Genomic DNA, 22,230 nt, shown 5'->3' on the forward strand with positions numbered 1-22,230 from the left:
TCCCTGTGAGAGTAGGACGTTGCCAGGCTGTTATATAAATGGAGGATTAGCTCAGCTGGGAGAGCATCTGCCTTACAAGCAGAGGGTCGGCGGTTCGATCCCGTCATCCTCCACCATATTTTCTTCGCGAAAGTGAAAATAACCTATTATAATGCCGGGGTAGCTCAATTGGTAGAGCAACTGACTTGTAATCAGTAGGTTGGGGGTTCAAGTCCTCTCGCCGGCACCATGCTCTTTATTTTATTAAATTGTATGAGCCATTAGCTCAGTTGGTAGAGCATCTGACTTTTAATCAGAGGGTCGAAGGTTCGAGTCCTTCATGGCTCACCAAGATCTTTGTGTAAGAAAAATCTTCTATATGCGGGTGTGGCGGAATTGGCAGACGCACCAGACTTAGGATCTGGCGCCGCAAGGCGTGGGGGTTCGACTCCCTTCACCCGCACTTAAGTTTTAAGAAATCAATAGATGCGGAAGTAGTTCAGTGGTAGAACACCACCTTGCCAAGGTGGGGGTCGCGGGTTCGAATCCCGTCTTCCGCTCCAATATTGCCGGGGTGGCGGAACTGGCAGACGCACAGGACTTAAAATCCTGCGGTAGGTGACTACCGTACCGGTTCGATTCCGGTCCTCGGCACCAAGTTTTTTAGCAAAATATGCGCCCGTAGCTCAATTGGATAGAGTGTCTGACTACGGATCAGAAGGTTATGGGTTCGACTCCTTTCGGGCGCGCCATATTTACGGGAAGTAGCTCAGCTTGGTAGAGCACTTGGTTTGGGACCAAGGGGTCGCAGGTTCGAATCCTGTCTTCCCGACCAGTCTTCTTAATTAACAAATGGGGCCTTAGCTCAGCTGGGAGAGCGCCTGCTTTGCACGCAGGAGGTCAGCGGTTCGATCCCGCTAGGCTCCACCAAAAATTTTTCACTTCACTGAAAAATAAAATTTTGAATATTTGGCGGTGTAGCTCAGCTGGCTAGAGCGTACGGTTCATACCCGTAAGGTCGGGGGTTCGATCCCCTCCGCCGCTACCAATGTTTTTATGAAGCAAAATAACAAATTTGAGGACCTTTAGCTCAGCTGGTTAGAGCAGACGGCTCATAACCGTCCGGTCGTAGGTTCGAGTCCTACAAGGTCCACCAACAACCTTATATAATATGGAGGAATACCCAAGTCCGGCTGAAGGGATCGGTCTTGAAAACCGACAGGCGGGTTAAACCGCGCGGGGGTTCGAATCCCTCTTCCTCCGCCATATTATTACTTCAGCAACGAGCGTTACTTCAATGAATTAACCTCGAGTTGTATCAATCGAGCCGCAGCTTGAATAAGCTTTCTGAGATTGATATAAAATGCATTGAAACACTTTTTATTGTCGCGGGGTGGAGCAGTCCGGTAGCTCGTCGGGCTCATAACCCGAAGGTCGCAGGTTCAAATCCTGTCCCCGCAATTGGTCTGGTAGTTCAGTTGGTTAGAATGCCTGCCTGTCACGCAGGAGGTCGCGGGTTCGAGTCCCGTCCAGACCGCCATTTTTATTAAGATGGCAAAATATTGTGGCTCAGTAGCTCAGTCGGTAGAGCAAAGGACTGAAAATCCTTGTGTCGGCGGTTCGATTCCGTCCTGAGCCACCATTTGTTTTTTATGGAAAACTATTATGATGGCGATTGTGGCGAAGTGGTTAACGCACCTGATTGTGGTTCAGGCATTCGTGGGTTCGATTCCCATCAGTCGCCCCATCTATAATCTATTATTTGCGGGTGTAGTTTAGTGGTAAAACCTCAGCCTTCCAAGCTGATGTTGTGAGTTCGATTCTCATCACCCGCTCCAATTTATGGGCCTATAGCTCAGCTGGTTAGAGCGCACGCCTGATAAGCGTGAGGTCGATGGTTCGAGTCCATTTAGGCCCACCAGAATTTTTTGCAAAGCAAAATAATTATAGTTTTTTGCGAAAGCAAAATAACTTTCCATTGTTCCGCAGTAGCTCAGTGGTAGAGCTATCGGCTGTTAACCGATCGGTCGTAGGTTCGAGTCCTACCTGCGGAGCCATTTTTTATGGGGAAGTACTCAAGAGGCTGAAGAGGCGCCCCTGCTAAGGGTGTAGGTCGGGTAACCGGCGCGAGGGTTCAAATCCCTCCTTCTCCGCCATAAAATTTAAGGCCCCTTGGTCAAGCGGTTAAGACACCGCCCTTTCACGGCGGTAACACGGGTTCGAATCCCGTAGGGGTCATACAAAAAGGCTGATGATAAATTTATCATCAGTTTTTTTGTGCTTAATTTTCCTGAAATTTCATTGGTTACATTCTGAATATGCCATTTTCCTAATTGGGATACTCTGGAGTCCCCGAGAGACTGTTGAATTTTCGATTCGGGTCAATGCAGCCCTTCTGGAGAGACCGAGAGTCTTCTAGGTAGGCCACTTAGGTAAATGCAACCCTCCTGGAGTGACCGAGAGCCTTCTAGGTATGCCACTTGGGTAAATGCAGCCCTCCTTGAGTGACCGAGAGTCTTCTAGATATGTCACTTGGGTAAATGCAGCACTCTTGGAGTGACCGAGAGCCTTCTAGATATGCCACTTGGGTAAATGCAGCCCTCCTGAAGTGACACAGTAGCTGCTGAATCTGCCTATTAGGTCTCTCCAATCTTCACTCACTACTGATTGATCAAACCTCTCCCTAACTTGCCTCATTTGTTTCATTCTGCTCTTTGATATCCTCGTTAAGTTATAAAGTACCCCCCCCAAAAAATTTGTTGTTATATAAGAAAAACAAACCACCCAAGCTTCTAAAACCACCATTGCATGTCCTCGCTAATAGAGTGCGTTTTTTCACAGAAAAACTTATATTAGTATAACTTCGCTCTTCCGTCTTTACCATAAAAAACCTTGATAACGCTTACATTCTTCTGAATTTCTGCACGTTATTACTGTTGAATTTATCACAAATCAAATAATATTTTTTATCCGAAAATCATAAAAAACTTTATATATTTTTGTCAGTTCGTGATGGATATCGTGTTAGTTCTTGTCGAAAACTGCTGAATAATTGCGGAATATGACCCTTTATGAATTTAAATGTCAGAAAAGATAAAAAAGTTTTACAAGGATTATTAGTACTTTGCACTTATAATTAACCCTTGAAGTACATTTCACAAGGATGAGGTTATTAATGGCAGTGAATACGTTATATCCAACTGACTACCAATTGCATTTATTTCATGAAGGAAACCTTTTTCAAAGTCATCAGCTTTTTGGAGCACACGTCTTTAAAGAATCTAATAAAGTTTACACACGATTCTGTGTTTGGGCTCCAAATGCTAAAGAAGTCAGGCTAGTTGGTAATTTCAATAGCTGGAATGGAGAAGGTTACGATTTACATAGGGTAAACAATGAAGGTGTATGGATTATTGTCATTGATCAAGACCTGAATGGTTGCCTCTATAAATATGAAATAATTACTGCGCAAGAAGAAAGAATTTTAAAATCAGATCCATATGCTTTCTATTCTGAAGTAAGGCCAAATACTGCATCAATTGTTTATTCTTTGAAGGATTACGATTGGCAGGATAATCATTGGATGCAGCGGAAGGAAAAAAGGAACTTATTATCTGAGCCGCAGGTAATATATGAAGTTCATTTTGGATCGTGGAAAAAGCATGAAAATGGTGACTTTTTAACCTACAGGGAAATGGCAGCTGAACTAATTCCTTATGTGCTGGAACATGGTTTTACACATGTTGAGCTATTACCTCTCATTGAACACCCCTTTGACGGTTCGTGGGGATATCAAGGAACAGGATACTTTTCCACAACCTCTCGCTATGGTACACCAAAAGACTTTATGTATTTTGTTGAACAATGTCATCAAAATGGAATTGGAGTCATTTTAGATTGGGTACCTGGACACTTTTGTAAAGATTCACATGGTTTGTATCGATTTGATGGCTCACATATTTATTCATACGAAACCGAAAGTGACAGAGAAAATAAGGTATGGGGAACAGCAAACTTTGATTTAGGAAAAGGAGAGGTACAAAGCTTCCTTATCTCAAATGCATTTTTTTGGATAGATTATTTCCATATTGACGGCTTTAGGATGGATGCTGTTGCAAATATCATCTATTGGCCAAATTCAGCTGAGAATCAAGAAAATCCTTTTGGAATTGATTTTCTAAAAAAATTAAATATAGAAGTTCATGAATATGATCCAACCTTTGTGATGATTGGAGAGGATTCAACAGATTTCCCTAATGTGACAGCACCTGTCCATTATGGCGGATTAGGCTTTGATTATAAGTGGAATATGGGCTGGATGAATGACATGTTAAAATACATGGAAACTCCGCCATTTGCCCGTACTAGTGTTCATACTAAAGTAACTTTTTCCCTTCTTTATGCGTTTTCTGAAAACTTTATGCTCCCATTTTCACATGACGAAGTGGTCCACGGTAAAAAATCACTGTTAGATAAAATGCCAGGGGATTATTGGGAGAAATTCGCTCAACTAAGGCTGCTGCTGGGATACATGTTTGCGCACCCTGGGAAGAATTTATTGTTTATGGGATTTGAGCTTGGCCAGTTTTCAGAGTGGAAAGATAAAGAACAGTTAGACTGGAATTTGTTAGATTATGAAATGCACAAAAATCTAAATCAGTATGTTAAACAATTAACAAAACTTTACAAACGTTCAAAACCATTATATGAATTGGACCATATGCATGATGGCTTTGAATGGATTGACTGTAATAACCACAGCCAATCAGTCTTTTCCTTTATTAGAAAAGGTAAAACTGAAAATGATTATTTAGTTATCATCTGTAACTTTACAGGTGTTCATTATCCAGAATATAAAATCGGCGTACCAGCTCAGAGTGAGTTTAGGGAAATTTTAAATAGTGATCATCAAGACTTTGGGGGCGCTGGATTTGTAAATAAGAAAACCTTTATGGCTGTCGAAGAGCCATTTCATGACAGGCCATATTCCGTTAATGTGACGATCCCGCCTTTTGGCATACAGATCTTACGACCGGTTAAAAAACGAAAGGAGAGAAAAGGGAATGGGAAAGAAAAAGTGCGTAGCCATGCTATTGGCAGGAGGGAAAGGAAGCAGACTTAATTCACTAACGAAAGATTTAGCGAAGCCTGCTGTCCCTTTTGGAGGAAAATACAGAATCATTGATTTTACGTTAAGCAATTGTGCAAATTCAGGTATTGATACAGTTGGTGTTTTAACCCAGTATCAACCTTTACTGTTAAATTCTTATATCGGTATTGGAAGTGCATGGGACCTTGACCGTAAGGATGGAGGGGTAACTGTTTTACCTCCATATGCTGAGACATCAGAGGTAAAGTGGTATACCGGTACTGCAAGTGCCATTTATCAGAACTTAAATTATTTAAAACAATATCAGCCTGAATATGTCTTAATCCTTTCTGGCGACCATATCTACAAAATGAATTATGAGAGTATGCTAGAGTACCATATTGAAAAAAGAGCAGATGTCACCATTTCTCTAATTGAAGTTCCTTGGGCAGAAGCAAGCCGCTTTGGGATTATGAATACAAACGAGGATCTGAGAATAACAGAGTTTGAGGAAAAGCCAGCTGAGCCGAAGAACAATCTAGCTTCAATGGGCATTTATATTTTTAGCTGGAATATACTGAAAGAATATTTAGAGATGGATGCAAGAAACTCTAAATCCTCCCATGACTTTGGTAAGGATGTTATTCCATCCCTTTTAGAAGAAAACAAGAAGTTATATGCGTATCCATTTAAAGGCTATTGGAAGGACGTAGGTACTGTTAAAAGCCTTTGGGAAGCAAATATGGATTTATTAAACGATGAATGTGATTTAGACCTGTTTGACCATGATTGGAGGATTTATTCTGTAAACCCTAATCAACCGCCGCAGTATATCTCTCCGGAAGCTATTGTTAAAGAATCATTGATTAACGAGGGCTGTACGATAGAAGGAGAAATTGATAATTCTGTACTTTTCCAAGGAGTCAGTGTTGGAAAAGGATCAATCATTAAAGAGTCTGTCATTATGCCTGATGCGGTTATTGGCGAAAACGTAAAAATTGAAAAAGCAATCGTTCCAGGTGATGCTGTTATCCCAGATGGAACCGTAATACGTTCATTTGATGATGAAATTATTCTAGTAACAGACGAAATGTTAAGCGGGGTATATCCTGCTTTTAAATAAACGGGAGGGACTAGTATTGAAAAGAAAGTTATTAGGTGTTATTGACGCAACCACGTACCACGATGATTTAGAAGAGCTTTTGACACATCGCTCACTTGCAGCCCTGCCTTTTGCAGGACGTTATCGAATTATTGATTTTGTGCTTTCAAATATGGTGAATTCCGGAATTAGCAGCGTGGCTATCTTTCCAAAGATGATGTATCGTTCGCTTATGGATCACCTGGGTTCAGGGAAGAATTGGGATTTAAACCGCAAGCGTGATGGACTTTTCTTTTTTCCAACTCCTGTTGTGGATTCTGATATAAATAAAATTGGTTCATTTGAAAATTTTGCTGCAAACTTAGATTTCTTTTACCGCAGTTCTCAAGAGTACTCCATAATTACGAATTGCTACACAGTTTTCAATATGAATTTTAAACCGTTGTTAGACTGGCATATACATTCAGGATGCGATATTACCGAAATATATCATGAGAATGGGACTCCAATGGAGATGTATTTAGTAAAAACATCCTTGCTCATAAAATTAATAGAAACAAGAAATGAAACAGGATATACATGTATGAGGGATGTTGTGTTAGACCCTGAACACAATCACTCCATTTGCAGATATGATTATTCTGGATATGCAGTTATGATTAATTCAATCGAAAACTATTTTTCTACTAGTTTAAATCTATTGAACTCTGATGTTTGGAAGCAATTATTTATTAAAGAACAGCCTATACTGACAAAGGTTAAGGATGAGCCGCCTACAAGGTATTTAAAAGGCTCTGCAGTACAAAATGCCATGATTGCGAATGGCTGCCTAATAAATGGCACGGTTGAAAATAGTATTATCTCTAGGGGCGTAAAAATTGGTAAAGGGGCAGTTATTAAGAATTGCATTATCATGCAAAAATGTGTAATTGAAGATAATTGCTACCTGGATTCCGTTATTTTAGACAAGGACGTAAAGGTAGAGGCGGGTACAATCCTAACAGGTACTGCCAGGGATCCTTTTGTTGTGCGGAAGGGAACTAAACAAGGAGCTCTGATGAATTCGTGAAAGTATTATTTGCAGTTTCAGAATGTGGTCCATTTGCAAAATCTGGGGGACTTGCCGACGTGGCAGGTTCCCTGCCTAAAGAACTGAAAAGTCTTGGCACAGATGTAAGAGTAATCCTTCCCAAGTATGGGACGATTGCGGAAGAATTTAAAGCGGACATGAAAAAAATAAAAGAATTTACAGTCCCAGTTGGCTGGAGAAACCAATATTGTGGGATTGAGGAGCTATCGTATGAAGGAGTCACCTATTACTTTGTAGATAATGAGTATTATTTCAAACGTGAAGGGTTTTATGGCTATTATGATGATGGCGAAAGATTCGCGTATTTTAATCGAGCTGTGTTGGAAGCATTATCACATCTTGATTTTTATCCAGATGTCCTGCATTGCCATGACTGGCATACAGCCATGATTCCTTTTCTATTAAGAATGGAGTATTACAAGCGAAAGAATTATGGGTTAATACGCACTGTTTTTACCATTCATAATCTTCAATTCCAGGGTATTTTCCCAAGAGAAACATTAGGAGATCTACTTGGGTTAGATTGGGATGCTTTCTCCCCAGAGCATTTAGAGTTTTTTGGCTGTATTAATTTTATGAAGGGTGCTCTTGTTGCGGCTGACGAGATTACAACAGTAAGTCCAACCTATAAACAGGAGATTCAGACTCCTGCATATGGCGAAAAACTGGAGGGGCTCCTAAAAACGAGAGAAGAAGATTTAGTTGGAATCTTAAATGGAATCGACGAAAATTTCTATAATCCTGCTGATGATCCCCTGCTGTTTAAAACATATACAGTAAATAGTCTTGAAAATAAAGCCATTAACAAAAGTGAGGTTCAAAAATACTTTGGACTTCCACAAAAACCAAACACTCCATTAATGGTCATGATTACTCGACTTACAAAACAAAAGGGATTAGATCTTGTAAAATGTGTTTTAAGGGATATTCTTCATGAAGACATTCAAATGGTGGTTCTCGGTACGGGAGACTATGGATACGAAGAGTTTCTGCGTCAGTCAGCAAACGCCTATCCAGATAAATTAAAGGTTCATATCGGTTTTAGTGAAGGGCTGGCTCACAAGCTATATGCAGGTGCAGACCTATTCCTAATGCCATCTCTATTCGAACCTTGTGGTCTGGGGCAGCTAATCGCCATGAAGTACGGTGCGGTTCCAATTGTACGTGAAACAGGCGGATTAAATGATACCGTACAATCTTGGAATGAGACTGCCAATGAAGGGAATGGGTTTTCTTTCAAAAATTTTAATGCTCATGACATGCTATATACCATTAGAAGGGCAATACACTTTTATCACGACCCCGCTTGGGAAACGATTGTTCAAAAAGCGATGGAAAAGGATAATAGCTGGGCCCAGTCTGCATTCAAGTACAATCAGCTTTATGCAGAGCTGATCTCGAGGAGTGAGACCCATGTTTTCTAATACCACAGAGTTTAAGAACACGTTTCTAAAGAGGTTGAATATGGTTTGCGGTAAGAGTTTTTCAGAAAGTTCAGAGCGTGACCATTACCAAACCCTTGGAATTATGATTCGTGAATTTGTTAGTAACGATTGGATAAAAACAAATGAACGTTATCTGGCTGCAAAAGGAAAACAAGTCTATTATTTATCAATAGAATATCTATTAGGTAAGCTTCTGCGGCAAAATCTAATTAATTTGGGTATTGAAGAAACCGTACAAGCTGGTCTTAGCGAACTAGGTATCGATTTAAGTAACCTTGAGGAATTGGAAAGTGATGCAGGCTTGGGAAATGGCGGCTTAGGTAGATTAGCCGCTTGTTTTCTTGATTCCCTTGCCTCACTTAATCTCCCAGGACACGGTCATGGAATTCGTTATAAACATGGACTATTTGAGCAGAAAATTGTAGATGGTTATCAAGTAGAACTGCCAGAGCAATGGCTCAGAAGCGGAAATGTTTGGGAAGTTCGGAAGGCAGACTTAGCTGTTAAAATACCATTTTGGGGTAAGGTAGAAGGCAGAACAGAGAACGGCCGCCTTGTGTTCCAACATATGAATGCTGAAACCGTTACTGCCGTTCCACATGATATGCCGGTTATTGGATATAATTCAGAAACCGTAAATACCTTAAGATTATGGAATGCTGAGCCGTCTCAATTCCCTATTCATGATGATATTTTAAAGTACAAACGGGAAACAGAATTAGTATCAGAATTCCTATATCCGGATGATACCCACGATGAGGGAAAAATACTGCGGCTAAAGCAGCAATACTTTTTAGTATCCGCAAGTATTCAATCCATCATTAAAACGTATCGGAAACAACACGGAAACTTAAAGGAACTTCATCAGCATGTTTGTATTCACATCAATGATACTCACCCCGTACTGGCGATTCCTGAACTAATGAGAATCCTCATTGATGAGGAAGGATTTGATTGGGATCTAGCCTGGAATATCACAAGTCATACGATTTCCTATACCAATCATACGACCTTATCAGAAGCATTGGAAAAATGGCCAATCCGGATTTTTCAGCCGCTATTACCGCGAATTTATATGATTGTAGAAGAAATAAATGAACGATTTTGCGGGGATTTATGGGATCAATACACAGGGGATTGGGATAGAATTGCAAAGCTTGCCATCATCGCGGACGGCTATGTGAAAATGGCTCATTTAGCGATTGTAGGGAGTTTTAGTGTTAATGGAGTTGCCAAGCTTCATACAGAAATTCTTAAAACTCGTGAAATGAATCAATTTTATCAACTGTTCCCAGAAAAATTCAATAATAAAACGAATGGAATTGCCCATCGCCGCTGGTTATTAAAAGGGAATCCAGATTTATCAAACTTAATTAGTGATTCAATTGGTTCTTCATGGACTCAATCACCCGCAGATTTAATTCACTTACTAAAATATCAGCACGATTCATCCTTCATGGAACAGCTTTTAAGAATTAAAAAGGATAACAAGCAGCGTCTTGCTGAAGTAATCCAGAGTAAGAATGGTATTGTTGTAGATTCCTCTGCAATTTTTGATGTCCAGGTAAAGCGTCTTCATGCGTACAAGAGGCAGCTTTTAAAGGTATTACATATCATGTATCTTTATAATCGGATAAAAGAGGATTCTAGTTTTACAATGGTACCACGAGTTTTCATTTTTGGAGCAAAAGCGTCTCCGGGGTACTATTATGCGAAAAAAATTATTAAGCTTATCAATACGGTAGCTGAGAAGGTTAATAATGACCCTTTTATTGGGGATAAAATGAAAGTCGTTTTCCTTGAAAATTACCGTGTTTCACTTGCAGAGAAGGTCTTTCCTGCTGCAGACTTAAGTGAACAGATATCTACTGCAAGTAAAGAGGCGTCTGGTACAGGAAATATGAAATTTATGATTAATGGTGCGCTGACAGTTGGGACAATGGATGGGGCTAATATCGAAATTCATGAGCTGGTTGGGGATGAGAATATCTTTACATTTGGACTATCTGCTGCTGAGGTTCTCCATTATTACCAGCATGGAGGTTATCAATCGATTGAATATTACCACCATGACAGCCGAATTCGGCAAGCCGTAGATCAGCTTGTTAATGGTTTCTTCCCGGGCGTTTATAATGAATTTGAACCAATCTTTGATTCATTGCTCGAGGAGAATGACCAATACTTTGTTCTGAAGGATTTTGCTTCCTACGCGGATACGCAAAAGACCATTGGAGAGACATTTAGGGACCAGCAAATCTGGCAACAGAAATGTCTAGTTAATATCGCACATGCAGGTTACTTTTCGAGTGATCGGACAATCAAAGAATATGCGGACAATATTTGGGGAATTAAACCGGTATAAACAAAAAGGCTTCTGCTAATCAGCAGAAGCCTTTTTTATAGTTAAGAAACAAAGTGCCCGATAAAAATACCAATAGCTAGTAAAAAGCCAAAAATTGTATTGGTTTGTGCTGTTGCTTTCATGGCAGGAGCCATTTGGATAGGTGAAACGCCTGCTTTAAAGCCTTTAATTGCTTTCATTGCCTTAGGAATACTTAGAACCACGATTAATGTCCAAATTGGAGCAACACCTGCAATGATTAATCCAATTATCCAAAGAAATGAAAAGATGAACATATAACCCATTAAGGTGACTGCCTTATTTTTACCTAGTAAAATGGCTAACGTTTTTCGTCCGTTTTCCTTATCGCCATCTAAATCTCGTATATTATTTGAAAAGTTAATGGCCCCAACAAGAACTAGAATTGGTACTGAAACAAGGATGCTAGTGGCTGTCACTGTTCCTGTTTGAATAAAGAATGAAATCAAAATGATTAACATACCCATAAAGAATCCTGCAAAGACTTCTCCAAATGGTGTATAGGCTATTGGGAAAGGTCCACCTGTATATAAATAACCAACTGCCATACAAACTAGCCCAATAACTGCCAGCCACCAGCTGGTACTCATACAAATATATACTCCAATTAATAAAGCAATTCCATACAGGCTTAGTGCGAGCTGCATGACTGTTTTCGGCTTAATTCCATCACGGACAATCGATCCGCCAATACCGATTGAATGCTCATTATCGAGTCCGCGTTTAAAATCATAATACTCATTGAACATATTCGTTGCTGCTTGGATTAATAAGCTTGCGATTAACATAGCAAAGAAAAGACCAAAATGTATTTCTCCATTTGAAAGTGATAGTGCTGTACCAAGTAAGACTGGGACGAATGATGCAGTTAAAGTATGGGGACGGGTCATTTGCCACCAAACCTGGAAACCGCGATTCGATTCGACTGCAGGCTTTGAAGTATGCTGTAAATTTGGCTGCATTCTCTTCTCTCCCTTTATAAAATTTTTCTATTATTTATAGTAAAATCGATAATTTGTACTATTGTCTAAAGACTTTCCAAACCTAAGTTTATGTGAATCTGAGAACTAGGTCAAATATTTTTTATTAGAGGATCTAACAGATAATTCCAGTCCGATTATTAATTGCATTTTGGAGGGAAAATGAAATAAACGAATGAAAATCAAATACAACCCTGTTCGGTAGGATTTAAGATATAATAAGGTAGTGCCTTGGATAGGTAGTGACAAGTATTACTGACTTCTTTACAATGAAAGTAGTATCCTTTAAATAGGCATTAAAATGAATGGATAACAGTCATTTGACTGTTTTGGAGGGATTTTTTTGGTTACCATTCAAGAGACGGAATTAAAGGAAAGGGGTCTTCTAGCTGTAAGTACTGCACAAAGACTTGGACGGCCCATTCTAATTAGCGAAGTTCATAAAATGGATAGTATTGACCCCTTATCCTTTTTCAATAGTGGAACAGAGCGCTATCTAGGGGAAAGGTTCTATTGGAAAGACCCAAATGAGGAAATTATCCTAATTGGCCTTGGCATATCGAAGCAAATTCAGTCGGATCAGGCTACTGACCGCTTTTTTCATGTTGAAGAAGAGTGGAAGGAATTCTTAAAGGACAGCCTAATTTTTAATCCATACCATGAAAATGGTTTAGGACCTGTAATGTTTGGCGGGTTCTCCTTTGATCCAATTAAAGAGAAAACAACGCTGTGGTCGAAATACGCTGATTCTTTATTCCATGTTCCCAAATATATGTTAACAATAGTTGAGGGTCAAACGTTTTTAACAACCAATATAGTATTTACGCTTAATGATGATGAAACATTATTTGAAAAAGTAATAAAGGAGCGAATCCAATTACTTACTTCACTTAAACAGGATACCGGATTAAAGCCAGCTAAACTCATAGATACGAAAGAAATCTCACCACAGCAATGGAAACAAAGTGTGGATGATGTGGTTGAGGATTTGAAAACTGGATCCTTAAAAAAGGTTGTTCTTGCACGTGAATTAAGATTATTTTTTGATAATCACGTTAAAGCAGAGATTATCCTTAAAAATCTTTATACTCAACAGCGCGATAGCTTTATCTTTGTTTTTGAATCGAATGGAGATTGTTTTATTGGTGCAACGCCTGAAAGACTAGTGAAAAAGCAGGGAAATAATGTATTCTCTACATGTCTTGCAGGATCGATAAGACGAGGTAAGGACGAAACAGAAGACCAAATTTTAGGGCAGGCATTATTAACAGATCAGAAAAACCTTATTGAACATGGATTTGTGGTTGAAATGATAAAGGAAGCGCTAGAAGAATCCTGTGAGGAAATAATCCTTCCCGATGAACCGCAATTAATGAAGATAAGGGATATTCAACACCTTTATACACCTGTAATTGGTAAATGTCAAAAGGACGCATCTTTGCTTTTATTAGTTGAGAGGCTTCATCCAACTCCTGCTTTAGGTGGACTGCCTAAGCAAGAAGCAGTAGAGAAAATTAGAGAAGTTGAGGAGTTGGACCGAGGATTTTATGCTGCTCCGCTTGGATGGGTTGATTATCGTGGAAACGGGGAGTTCTCGGTTGCCATTCGTTCAGGTCTTATTCAAGGTAAGGAAGCTTCAATATTTGCAGGATGCGGCGTCGTTGCAGATTCAGATTCTGAAAGTGAATATTTAGAAACTGGCTTAAAGTTTAGACCGATGCTGCGTGCCCTTGGAGGAAATTAATATGAATCATCAAGAAACATTAACGGCATACTTGGCTGCCTTTGTAGTGGAGTTAGTACAAACAGGAATCAAAGATGTTGTGGTTAGTCCAGGTTCTAGGTCAACGCCAATGGCAATGGTGATGGCAGAACATCCTGAAATAAATATTCATATCCATGTGGATGAACGTTCTGCTGCTTTCTTTGCATTAGGAATGGCAAAAGCAGCAAACAAACCAGTTGCTATTTTATGTACCTCTGGTACTGCAGCAGCAAACTATTTTCCTGCTATCGTTGAAGCACGCTATTCACGTGTACCATTACTCGTTCTAACCGCTGACCGGCCACATGAGCTAAGAGAAGTTGGGGCTCCGCAGGCGATTGATCAAATTCATCTATATGGTCAGCATGTAAAATGGTTTGCAGACATGGCCTTGCCGGAAAGCAGCAGTGAGGTTATTCGGTATGCACGTACGGTTTGTGCACGGGCAGCAGCAATTGCCAGCCAGGCACCAGCGGGACCTGTGCACTTGAATTTCCCGTTTAGGGAACCGCTCATCCCCAAAATTGATGAGGATACCTTCATTTTAGATGAACGCCCAATGGGGTATGTTCATGTTCGAAATGGAGAAATGACACTTCGTGAGGATGAATTCAGAGAAATCGCTCAAAAGTTGAATGGATATAAAAACGGTATTATTGTATGTGGCAATATTGCAGACGAGAGATTTGCTCAGACTATCACAGAATTATCAAAAAAATTAAAATATCCTATACTGGCTGATCCATTGTCACAGCTTAGAAGTGGTCAACATCCATTAGAAAATGTTGTAGAAACATATGACACTTTTTTACGGAACGAAGATGCTGTTTCATACTTAAAGCCAGAAGTAATCCTCCGTTTTGGAGCAATGCCTATTTCAAAGGCACTAACCATATTCCTAAAAGAAAATCATCAGGCTGAACAATTTGTTATTGACGGGGCAGGAGGCTGGAGGGATCCAGCATCACTTTCTACCGAGATGATCTACTGTAATGAAACTATATTCTGTGAGCAATTATCAGCCTATATCCAACCTAGTAAATCTGAGGATTTTCTAGAGAAATGGCAGAAAGTAAATAATCTTACCAAAGCGAATATGGCGCTAATAAAGGATCATCAAGAGTTAAGTGAAGGCCGCTTGTTCTACCAATTAGCACAGATGCTTCCGGAAAATGCAACATTGTTTGTTGGAAACAGTATGCCGATTAGAGACTTGGATAGTTTCTTTCTCAATAATCAAAAGTCAATTAAAGTAATGGCAAATAGGGGCGCCAATGGTATCGATGGTACGGTCTCAACAGCCTTGGGCGCTGCTATTTACACAGAACCTTTATATCTTGTTTTAGGTGATTTAACCTTTTTCCATGATTTAAATGGTATGGTTGCATCAAAGCTGTATGGTATTGATATACGAATTATTGTTGTAAACAATAATGGAGGCGGAATCTTCTCCTTCCTGCCGCAAGCGCAGCACCCTAAGAATTTCGAACTTTTATTTGGTACTCCGTTAAACTTAGAATTTGAGCATTCAGTTACGATGTTCAATGGGAACTATACAAAAGTAAAGGATTGGGAACATTTTAATGAACTAATGAACCAATCATCTTATGCTAAGGGTTTAAATGTATATGAAGTTGTAACAAATAGAGACAGTAATTTAACACAACACCGCGACTTTTGGCGGATTGTTTCCCAGGAAATATCAAATTATGTCAAAGGTCTGCAGTAATGCGGGTTACTATTAACAATCTAGATGTTCATGTCGAAGTGTGCGGGGAAGGATTTCCGTTATTGTTATTACATGGATTTACTGGAGACTCTTCCACCTGGACACCTTTTTGCTCCATTTGGGGTAAGCATTCAAAATTAATCATTCCAGACATTATCGGTCATGGCAAATCTGATTCACCCAAAGATGTACATCGCTATACAATTGAATCAGCTGCAAAAGACTTGCTGGCGCTTCTAGATGAGCTGGGAATTGAACAAACGGATTTGCTCGGATATTCAATGGGGGGAAGGCTTGCTCTGACCTTTGCTATTTTGTTTCCTGAGAGAGTTCGAAAGCTTATATTGGAAAGTGCTTCACCAGGACTGAGAACGGAAGAAGAAAGAATTCAGCGCCGTATGAAAGATAGGGAACTAGCAAACTTTATTAAGGAACAGGGCATTCCTTCATTTGTTGACTATTGGGAATGCATCCCGCTCTTTTCAACGATGAAAAACCTTCCCGAATCAATTCAAAGAAGTATTAGGGAACAACGAATATCCAATAATACTTTAGGACTTGCGAATAGTCTGCTGGGGATGGGGACAGGTTCCCAGCCATCTTGGTGGGAAAAGTTATCATTACTAAATTGTGAAGTGTTATTGGTAACTGGAAATAAGGACGAAAAGTTCTGCAAAATTACTGAAAAAATGCTAAAGGATTTAAAAAATGCTTCAAGTATTATAATTAATGATAGCGGACATGCAATTCATGTGGAACAAAAAGAAAAGTTTGGTACAATAGTAAGTGACTTTTTAGTTAGTAAATTATAAAGGAGGAAGTTTAATTTGACAGTAGAATGGATTGCAGGACGTAAATATGAAGAAATTTTATATGAAACATATAACGGAATCGCAAAGATTACCATTAATCGTCCACATGTACATAATGCATTTACACCAAGAACCGTTATGGAATTAATCGATGCTTTTGCCTATGCTCGTGATGATTCAAGTGTAGGGGTAATTGTTTTAACAGGTGCTGGAGATAAGGCATTTTGTTCAGGCGGTGACCAAAAAGTACGCGGCCATGGCGGATATGTGGGTGAGGATCAAATCCCTCGTTTAAATGTCCTTGATCTTCAACGCTTAATACGTGTCATTCCAAAACCAGTTATTGCGATGGTTAAGGGATATGCGATTGGCGGCGGACATGTTTTACATGTTGTGTGTGATTTAACGATTGCAGCGGATAATGCCGTTTTTGGACAAACAGGTCCGAATGTAGGCAGCTTCGATGCAGGTTATGGTTCAGGCTACCTAGCTAGAATTATCGGTCATAAAAAGGCTCGTGAAATTTGGTTCTTATGCCGTCAGTATAATGCACAGGAAGCTCTTGACATGGGCTTAGTAAATACAGTGGTTCCTCTTGAAAGAGTAGAAGAGGAAACCATTCAGTGGTGTAATGAAATTCTTGAGAAAAGCCCAACTGCCCTTCGTTTCTTGAAGGCAGCAATGAATGCAGATACTGATGGATTAGCAGGTCTTCAACAGTTTGCTGGTGACGCAACACTGCTTTACTATACAACAGAAGAAGCCAAAGAAGGCCGTGACGCATTTAAAGAAAAGCGTAAGCCAGATTTTGGTCAATTCCCACGTTTTCCTTGATTTGAAGATTTTTTATTGCAGCTTGATGGACTCCATCAGGCTGTTTTTATATCGAAAAGGCTTCAAGCTCCTCTGTGCTGAAGCTAGACAATAAGCAGGTGAAAAAAATGAGTTCCGAAACAATGCCGAATTTTTTGAAAAAGAGAGCGTTACTTACACCAGATCGGATCGCGGTTTATTTTCAAAATGAACCAATTACGTTTAGAGAGCTTTATGAAAAATCGATTATAAGTGCTGGTCAACTCACAAGTATAGGAGTAAAAAGAGATCAATATATCGGAGTATTGTTGAAAAATCATATTGATACGGTAGTGATATTATTTGCTCTTCAGCTGCTTGGGGTTAAGTCAGTCATTCTAAATAACCGCTTAACGTCAAAAGAGTTAGCATGGCAGTTAAACGATTCGAAGACTTCTATTTTGATTACTGAATCAGGCTTTGATGAATTAAAACAAAAAGTAACCATACCAGTTATAACAAAAGATGAGCTGTTTGCAGTACCAACCGATGTACCAGTCATTCAGGAAGAAATAAATTTAGATGACGTCTGTACCATTATGTATACGTCAGGTACTACAGGAAATCCGAAGGGAGTTATTCAAACATACGGAAACCATTGGTGGAGTAGTGTTGGATCAGCTTTAAACTTAGGATATACCGAGACAGATCGCTGGCTATGCAGTGTTCCTCTTTTTCATATAAGCGGATTTTCAATTTTAATGCGCGGTGTTATCTATGGAATGCCTATTATTCTACATCACACATTTGATGCTGAGCAAGCAATAGAGGATATTAGAACGAAACAGGTTACGATTATGTCAGTAGTTGGTACCATGCTGTTTAGGATTGTTGAGAGCCTTAAGGAAGCACAACTTCCTTCTCATTTCCGTTGTTTCCTTCTTGGGGGTGGTCCTGCACCATTACCACTATTAGAGGCTTGTTTGGAAAAGAAACTACCTGTTTTTCAATCTTATGGGATGACCGAGACATCATCACAAATTGTGACACTTTCCCCTGAATACAGCATCTCAAAACTAGGTTCAGCAGGTAAGCCTTTGTTTCCCTCGCAGCTTAAAATCCTGCTGGCGGATGGAAAAATGGCTGCACCAAAAGAAGCAGGCGAGATTGTTGTAAAAGGTCCAAACGTCACAACAGGTTATTTATTTCGACCTGAAGCCACAAAGAAGAACCTTGTCGAGGGTTGGTTTCATACTGGGGATATTGGCTATGTCGACGAAGAAGGATTCTTATATGTTCTTGACAGACGTTCTGACCTGATAATTTCAGGCGGGGAAAACATTTACCCTGCAGAAGTAGAATCCGTTTTATTATCTCATCCTGAGGTTGCTGATGCCGGTATTACAGGAGTGGAAGATGAAACATGGGGACAGGTTCCGATTGCCTTTATTGTTCGGAGAGATGGTGCGAGTGTTTCTGCCAGCCAACTTCAACAACACTGTTTAGAAAACTTAGCTAAATACAAAGTACCGAGAACGTTTCACTTTACAGAATTACTCCCGCGAAATGCTGCTAAAAAGCTGCTTCGCAGAAAGTTATATGAATTGATTGATGAGGGCAGGGAAAAGGAATGAGGATAGCACAAATCCGACTTAAAGTGATCACTATGCCACTGAAATCACCCTTCCATACACACTTAGGTAAAGTGATAGAACGTGAAGGAATCATCATAGAGGTAATGGATACAGATGGGGTTTCCGGATTTGGGGAAGGTGTGGCCTTTTCTACCCCATGGTATACAGAAGAGACAGTTAAGACCAGTCTACATATGTTAAGTGATATCTTAATTCCTTTGCTTATGAATAATCGTATTAAGCATCCTGAGGACGCAGCCATATTATTTAAGACTGTAAGAAGAAATAATATGGCTAAGGCTGGGTTAGAAATGGCCATTTGGGATTTGTATGCAAAAAGAAATTCCAAATCTCTTTCTAAGATTATTGGCGGAACGAGAGAACAAGTTGCTTCAGGTGTTGTAGTTGCAGTTGATTCACTCAGCAATGCTCTTAAAGAGATAGAAAACTACATAGGTGAGGGATATCAGCGCGTTAAGGTTAAAATAAGTCCACAACAGGATTATTCTTTCCTAGCAGGTATTCGAAGTCATTTTCCCAATTTGCAAATAATGGCTGACGCTAATTCTGCTTATACATTAAAAGATCTTGATAGGTTAAAATCCCTCGATGACTTTAATCTATTGATGATTGAACAGCCATTGGCAAGTGATGATATCATTCAGCATTCCTTGCTCCAAAAACAGCTAAATACGCCAATCTGCTTAGATGAGAGTATTGTAAGTTTTGAAGATGCAAAAAATGCGGTTGAACTGGGGAGCTGTAAAATAATTAATATTAAGGCAGGAAGAGTTGGGGGCATTCACGAAGCAAAAAGAATACATGATTATTGTCTTGATAAGGGAATAGAGGTTTGGTGTGGGGGAATGATTGAATTCGGAATTTCCCGAGCACATAATATTGCACTTGCTTCCCTGCCAGGCTTTACAATTCCAGGGGATATTTCCGCATCCAATCGATTTTGGGATGAAGATATTATTACACCAGAAGTTAGTATTGAAAATGGATTTGTACATGTACCTGATAAGCCGGGTATTGGATTTGATATCAACAGAAACAGGCTGAAAGAAACTACTATAGCTGAAAGATTATTTACCTTTGAAAATAAATAAACCAGACCGAAAAAGTCTGGTTTATTTTTATTTATATATCTGAAGGTTCGAAGGTTTTACAATCAGTTTCACGGCTGTTATCAGCGGTCTTACCTTTATGGCTGACAACATATATGCTATCAGCACTGCATTTATTTCCCTTTGCCCAGTAAGAGCAGTTGTTTACTTCACATAATACATCTTGTGCCATTCGTATCACTCCTCAATTTAATTCGTAATACAGAAATAGCTTTTGATATTTACACGATTGTCATCCCTGTCAGTAACAGGAAATCAATCATTTAATGCTGTTTTAAGTGACTTAAGGTTTTGTTTCATTAGTGAAAAGTATGTTTCATTTTCTTCAATATTTTCTTTTGTTAATATCCCTAAATTATGGACAGGTAATGCCTTTGCACCAATTTCTTCCTGAACAATTTCTGCTAATTTTGATTGTACGTTTTGTTCAAAGAGGATATAATGCAGACCAAGCTCATCAGCAAGTGAGATAATATCTTCTAGTTCTCGTTGAGAGGGTTCGTTGGTTGTAGACAGACCAGAAATGCTAATTTCTTTTAAACCATACCGATGCTCCCAATAACTAAATGCTGCATGGGTGACAAGGATATCTTTATGTTTTGCATTTTTTATTGTATCTTCAAATTCTACATTTAGTTGATCTAATTCATCCGCTAGCTGATGATAATTTTGTTCAAATACCTGTTTATTTCCGGGCATTTTTTCAACTAAAGAATCTTTAATGACAGCTGCCATTTCTTTTGAATAAATGGGATCAAGCCATACATGTGGATTAAAATCTCCATGGTCATGTTTTTCATCTTCATGACCTTCTTCTTCATGCTCATGTTCTTCGGCAGATTCTAAATTTAAATCCTCTGCAACTGGAATCAGCAGGACATTTTCGTTTTTTAATGATGTTTTTGCTTTTTCAACGAATCCTTCTAAACCTAAGCCAATATAGAAAAATAAGTCTGAGTCAGCAAGTTTTATCATATCCTTTTGGGATGGTTCAAAAGTGTGCTCATCCGCGCCTGGCGGGTAAATGGTGTTTACATTAACATGTTTACCTCCGATTCGCTCAGTAAAATATTGAATTGGGAATACAGTGGTATAAATCGATAACTCGTCATTCTCTTTCTGTGATTTCTCTTTTTCATTACTGCATGCAGTCATTACAAAACTTACAATTAATAATATTATCGGGAATAAAAAGTTTTTTTTCATAAGTTCTCCTTTGTTGTATGGACTATAAACCGGAGTTATTACGATTTATATTCGAAAAATTTTTGGAATTCAAATTATATAAAATTGTGTAATACGGAACGATTCCGATTTCCTTATGTATCTTACAAAAAAAATCAACTAATTGCAAGCAAAATATTGTTTCATCCTTTTGTATTTATGTATGCTAATAGTAATCTAAAAAAAGGTGGGATAAAAGTGGCATTATTGAATGAAATACTGGATTATAATCAAAAATTTGTTGAGAGTCGTGAATATGAGAAATATGAAACAACAAAGTTCCCAAATAAAAAAACGGTCATTTTAACTTGTATGGATACAAGATTATTGGAGTTATTGCCTAAGGCTTTAAACTTAAATAACGGGGACGTAAAAACTGTTAAAAATGCTGGGGCGTTAGTATCTCATCCATTTGGAAGTATTATGAGGAGTATCCTTATTGCAGTATACCAGCTGCAAGCAGAGGAAGTTCTAGTTATTGCTCACCACGATTGCGGGATGAGTGGATTAAAAGCTGAGCCGGTAATAGATAGTATGATGAGTCGAGGGGTAACCTCTGAAACCATTGATACGCTGACTTATTCAGGAATCAATATAAAAGATTGGCTTCACGGTTTCGATAATGTCACAGAAAGTGTCGAGCACAGTGTTGGAGTAATAAGAAACCATCCATTAATGCCAGAAGGTGTTCCGGTACACGGGCTCGTTATTGATCCAAAAACAGGAAAGCTTGATGTGGTTGTCAATGGATATGAAATCTAAAACTCTTTTTTTTCAGGCACGTGATCAATTCCACCTGGATGAAAAGGATGACATTTAGAAATTCTCTTTATAGTCAGCCAGCCGCCCTTTAACGCACCAAATCGCTGAACTGCTTCTAGGCCGTAATGTGAACATGTGGGATAAAAGCGGCAGCTTGGCGGTTTAATTGGTGATATTACCACTTGGTAAAATCGAATAATGGAAATAAAGATTTTTTTAAACATAGTTACACTCTCCAAACAAGATTACTTAAACCATATCATAGATAGAAAAAAACGTCTAAATTGTTAAATGTCTTAATGTTGATGAAAAAACTC

General features: G+C 39.1%; 16 protein-coding genes and 21 tRNA genes. 33 read left to right on the plus strand and 4 right to left on the minus strand.

The window, feature by feature from the left end:
- The first annotated feature begins 40 nt into the window (after window positions 1-40).
- The 26 genes from H0184_RS11445 to H0184_RS11570 all read left to right on the plus strand — a co-directional run bounded on the left by H0184_RS11445 (window position 41) and on the right by H0184_RS11570 (window position 11,067).
- Window positions 41-116 (plus strand) — tRNA-Val (locus H0184_RS11445).
- Between the two features lie 37 nt (window positions 117-153).
- Window positions 154-229: transfer RNA gene (locus tag H0184_RS11450), tRNA-Thr, on the plus strand.
- Between the two features lie 25 nt (window positions 230-254).
- Window positions 255-330 (plus strand) — tRNA-Lys (locus H0184_RS11455).
- A gap of 30 nt (window positions 331-360) precedes the next feature.
- A tRNA-Leu gene (locus H0184_RS11460) sits at window positions 361-442 on the plus strand.
- 25 nt (window positions 443-467) lie between these two features.
- Window positions 468-542, plus strand: a tRNA-Gly gene (locus H0184_RS11465).
- A gap of 5 nt (window positions 543-547) precedes the next feature.
- Window positions 548-636 (plus strand) — tRNA-Leu (locus tag H0184_RS11470).
- A gap of 18 nt (window positions 637-654) precedes the next feature.
- Window positions 655-731: transfer RNA gene (locus tag H0184_RS11475), tRNA-Arg, on the plus strand.
- A 6-nt stretch (window positions 732-737) separates the two neighbouring features.
- Window positions 738-814 (plus strand) — tRNA-Pro (locus tag H0184_RS11480).
- A 19-nt stretch (window positions 815-833) separates the two neighbouring features.
- Window positions 834-909, plus strand: a tRNA-Ala gene (locus H0184_RS11485).
- Window positions 910-950: 41 nt separating this feature from the next.
- Window positions 951-1,027 (plus strand) — tRNA-Met (locus H0184_RS11490).
- A gap of 31 nt (window positions 1,028-1,058) precedes the next feature.
- Window positions 1,059-1,135: transfer RNA gene (locus tag H0184_RS11495), tRNA-Ile, on the plus strand.
- 17 nt (window positions 1,136-1,152) lie between these two features.
- Window positions 1,153-1,245 (plus strand) — tRNA-Ser (locus tag H0184_RS11500).
- Window positions 1,246-1,366: 121 nt separating this feature from the next.
- Window positions 1,367-1,440 (plus strand) — tRNA-Met (locus tag H0184_RS11505).
- A gap of 2 nt (window positions 1,441-1,442) precedes the next feature.
- Window positions 1,443-1,519, plus strand: a tRNA-Asp gene (locus tag H0184_RS11510).
- Between the two features lie 26 nt (window positions 1,520-1,545).
- Window positions 1,546-1,621, plus strand: a tRNA-Phe gene (locus tag H0184_RS11515).
- Between the two features lie 29 nt (window positions 1,622-1,650).
- Window positions 1,651-1,726 (plus strand) — tRNA-His (locus H0184_RS11520).
- 17 nt (window positions 1,727-1,743) lie between these two features.
- Window positions 1,744-1,817 (plus strand) — tRNA-Gly (locus H0184_RS11525).
- Window positions 1,818-1,823: 6 nt separating this feature from the next.
- Window positions 1,824-1,900 (plus strand) — tRNA-Ile (locus tag H0184_RS11530).
- A gap of 61 nt (window positions 1,901-1,961) precedes the next feature.
- Window positions 1,962-2,036 (plus strand) — tRNA-Asn (locus H0184_RS11535).
- A gap of 8 nt (window positions 2,037-2,044) precedes the next feature.
- Window positions 2,045-2,135: transfer RNA gene (locus H0184_RS11540), tRNA-Ser, on the plus strand.
- Window positions 2,136-2,145: 10 nt separating this feature from the next.
- A tRNA-Glu gene (locus H0184_RS11545) sits at window positions 2,146-2,217 on the plus strand.
- Between the two features lie 937 nt (window positions 2,218-3,154).
- Entirely contained in the window at window positions 3,155-5,101 is a 1,947-nt protein-coding gene (gene glgB / locus H0184_RS11550; protein WP_221824598.1) for a 1,4-alpha-glucan branching protein GlgB, read from the plus strand.
- Window positions 5,043-6,191, plus strand: a complete 1,149-nt coding sequence (locus H0184_RS11555; protein ID WP_221824600.1) for a glucose-1-phosphate adenylyltransferase — start codon at window positions 5,043-5,045, stop codon at window positions 6,189-6,191. The genes glgB and H0184_RS11555 overlap by 59 nt, the downstream gene beginning before the upstream one ends.
- Window positions 6,192-6,207: 16 nt before the next feature.
- On the plus strand, window positions 6,208-7,239 hold the full coding sequence (locus H0184_RS11560; RefSeq protein ID WP_221824602.1) for a GlgC family sugar phosphate nucleotidyltransferase: 1,032 nt from the start codon (window positions 6,208-6,210) through the stop codon (window positions 7,237-7,239).
- Window positions 7,236-8,684, plus strand: a complete 1,449-nt coding sequence (glgA, locus tag H0184_RS11565) for a glycogen synthase GlgA (RefSeq protein ID WP_221824604.1) — start codon at window positions 7,236-7,238, stop codon at window positions 8,682-8,684. The genes H0184_RS11560 and glgA overlap by 4 nt, the downstream gene beginning before the upstream one ends.
- A complete protein-coding gene (locus H0184_RS11570) occupies window positions 8,674-11,067 on the plus strand; it encodes a glycogen/starch/alpha-glucan phosphorylase (RefSeq protein ID WP_221824607.1) in 2,394 nt (797 codons plus the stop codon). The genes glgA and H0184_RS11570 overlap by 11 nt, the downstream gene beginning before the upstream one ends.
- A gap of 41 nt (window positions 11,068-11,108) precedes the next feature.
- On the opposite strand, the gene H0184_RS11575 is transcribed toward H0184_RS11570, so the two are convergent.
- Complete coding sequence (locus tag H0184_RS11575; protein WP_221824609.1) at window positions 11,109-12,047, minus strand: 1,4-dihydroxy-2-naphthoate polyprenyltransferase; 939 nt, start codon at window positions 12,045-12,047, stop codon at window positions 11,109-11,111.
- Window positions 12,048-12,408: 361 nt separating this feature from the next.
- Between H0184_RS11575 and H0184_RS11580 the strand changes: the two genes are divergently transcribed.
- The 6 genes from H0184_RS11580 (at window position 12,409) to menC (ending at window position 19,909) form a co-directional block, all read left to right on the plus strand.
- The gene (locus H0184_RS11580; protein WP_221824611.1) at window positions 12,409-13,809 is read left to right on the plus strand and encodes an isochorismate synthase; all 1,401 of its coding nucleotides are present in this window, start codon (window positions 12,409-12,411) and stop codon (window positions 13,807-13,809) included.
- Window position 13,810: 1 nt separating this feature from the next.
- The gene (menD, locus tag H0184_RS11585; protein WP_221824613.1) at window positions 13,811-15,559 is read left to right on the plus strand and encodes a 2-succinyl-5-enolpyruvyl-6-hydroxy-3-cyclohexene-1-carboxylic-acid synthase; all 1,749 of its coding nucleotides are present in this window, start codon (window positions 13,811-13,813) and stop codon (window positions 15,557-15,559) included.
- Window positions 15,559-16,371, plus strand: a complete 813-nt coding sequence (gene menH / locus H0184_RS11590) for a 2-succinyl-6-hydroxy-2,4-cyclohexadiene-1-carboxylate synthase (RefSeq protein ID WP_221824615.1) — start codon at window positions 15,559-15,561, stop codon at window positions 16,369-16,371. The genes menD and menH overlap by 1 nt, the downstream gene beginning before the upstream one ends.
- 15 nt (window positions 16,372-16,386) lie before the next feature.
- Window positions 16,387-17,205: a 1,4-dihydroxy-2-naphthoyl-CoA synthase gene (gene menB, locus H0184_RS11595; RefSeq protein ID WP_221824617.1), complete on the plus strand. Its 819-nt coding sequence runs from the start codon at window positions 16,387-16,389 to the stop codon at window positions 17,203-17,205.
- A 107-nt stretch (window positions 17,206-17,312) separates the two neighbouring features.
- Window positions 17,313-18,797: an o-succinylbenzoate--CoA ligase gene (locus H0184_RS11600; protein WP_221824619.1), complete on the plus strand. Its 1,485-nt coding sequence runs from the start codon at window positions 17,313-17,315 to the stop codon at window positions 18,795-18,797.
- The gene (gene menC / locus H0184_RS11605) at window positions 18,794-19,909 is read left to right on the plus strand and encodes an o-succinylbenzoate synthase (RefSeq protein WP_221824621.1); all 1,116 of its coding nucleotides are present in this window, start codon (window positions 18,794-18,796) and stop codon (window positions 19,907-19,909) included. The genes H0184_RS11600 and menC overlap by 4 nt, the downstream gene beginning before the upstream one ends.
- A 31-nt stretch (window positions 19,910-19,940) precedes the next feature.
- Here the strand turns inward: menC and H0184_RS11610 are convergent, their stop codons facing one another.
- Together H0184_RS11610 and H0184_RS11615 are read right to left on the minus strand one after the other, a co-directional pair.
- A complete protein-coding gene (locus H0184_RS11610) occupies window positions 19,941-20,099 on the minus strand; it encodes a DUF1540 domain-containing protein (protein ID WP_221824623.1) in 159 nt (52 codons plus the stop codon).
- Window positions 20,100-20,182: 83 nt separating this feature from the next.
- On the minus strand, window positions 20,183-21,133 hold the full coding sequence (locus H0184_RS11615; protein WP_221824625.1) for a metal ABC transporter solute-binding protein, Zn/Mn family: 951 nt from the start codon (window positions 21,131-21,133) through the stop codon (window positions 20,183-20,185).
- Between the two features lie 177 nt (window positions 21,134-21,310).
- On the opposite strand from H0184_RS11615, the gene H0184_RS11620 reads away from it, so the two are divergent.
- Window positions 21,311-21,913 carry a beta-class carbonic anhydrase gene (locus H0184_RS11620; protein ID WP_260631552.1) on the plus strand — a complete coding sequence of 201 codons (603 nt, stop codon included), beginning with the start codon at window positions 21,311-21,313 and terminating at the stop codon, window positions 21,911-21,913.
- On the opposite strand, the gene yidD is transcribed toward H0184_RS11620, so the two are convergent.
- Entirely contained in the window at window positions 21,910-22,137 is a 228-nt protein-coding gene (gene yidD, locus H0184_RS11625; protein WP_221824630.1) for a membrane protein insertion efficiency factor YidD, read from the minus strand. The two genes, H0184_RS11620 and yidD, sit on opposite strands and share 4 nt — an antisense overlap.
- Window positions 22,138-22,230: the final 93 nt, after the last annotated feature.

It is taken from the genome of Neobacillus niacini (assembly GCF_019749295.1).
Taxonomy (GTDB): Bacteria; Bacillota; Bacilli; order Bacillales; family Cytobacillaceae; genus Neobacillus; species Neobacillus niacini_D.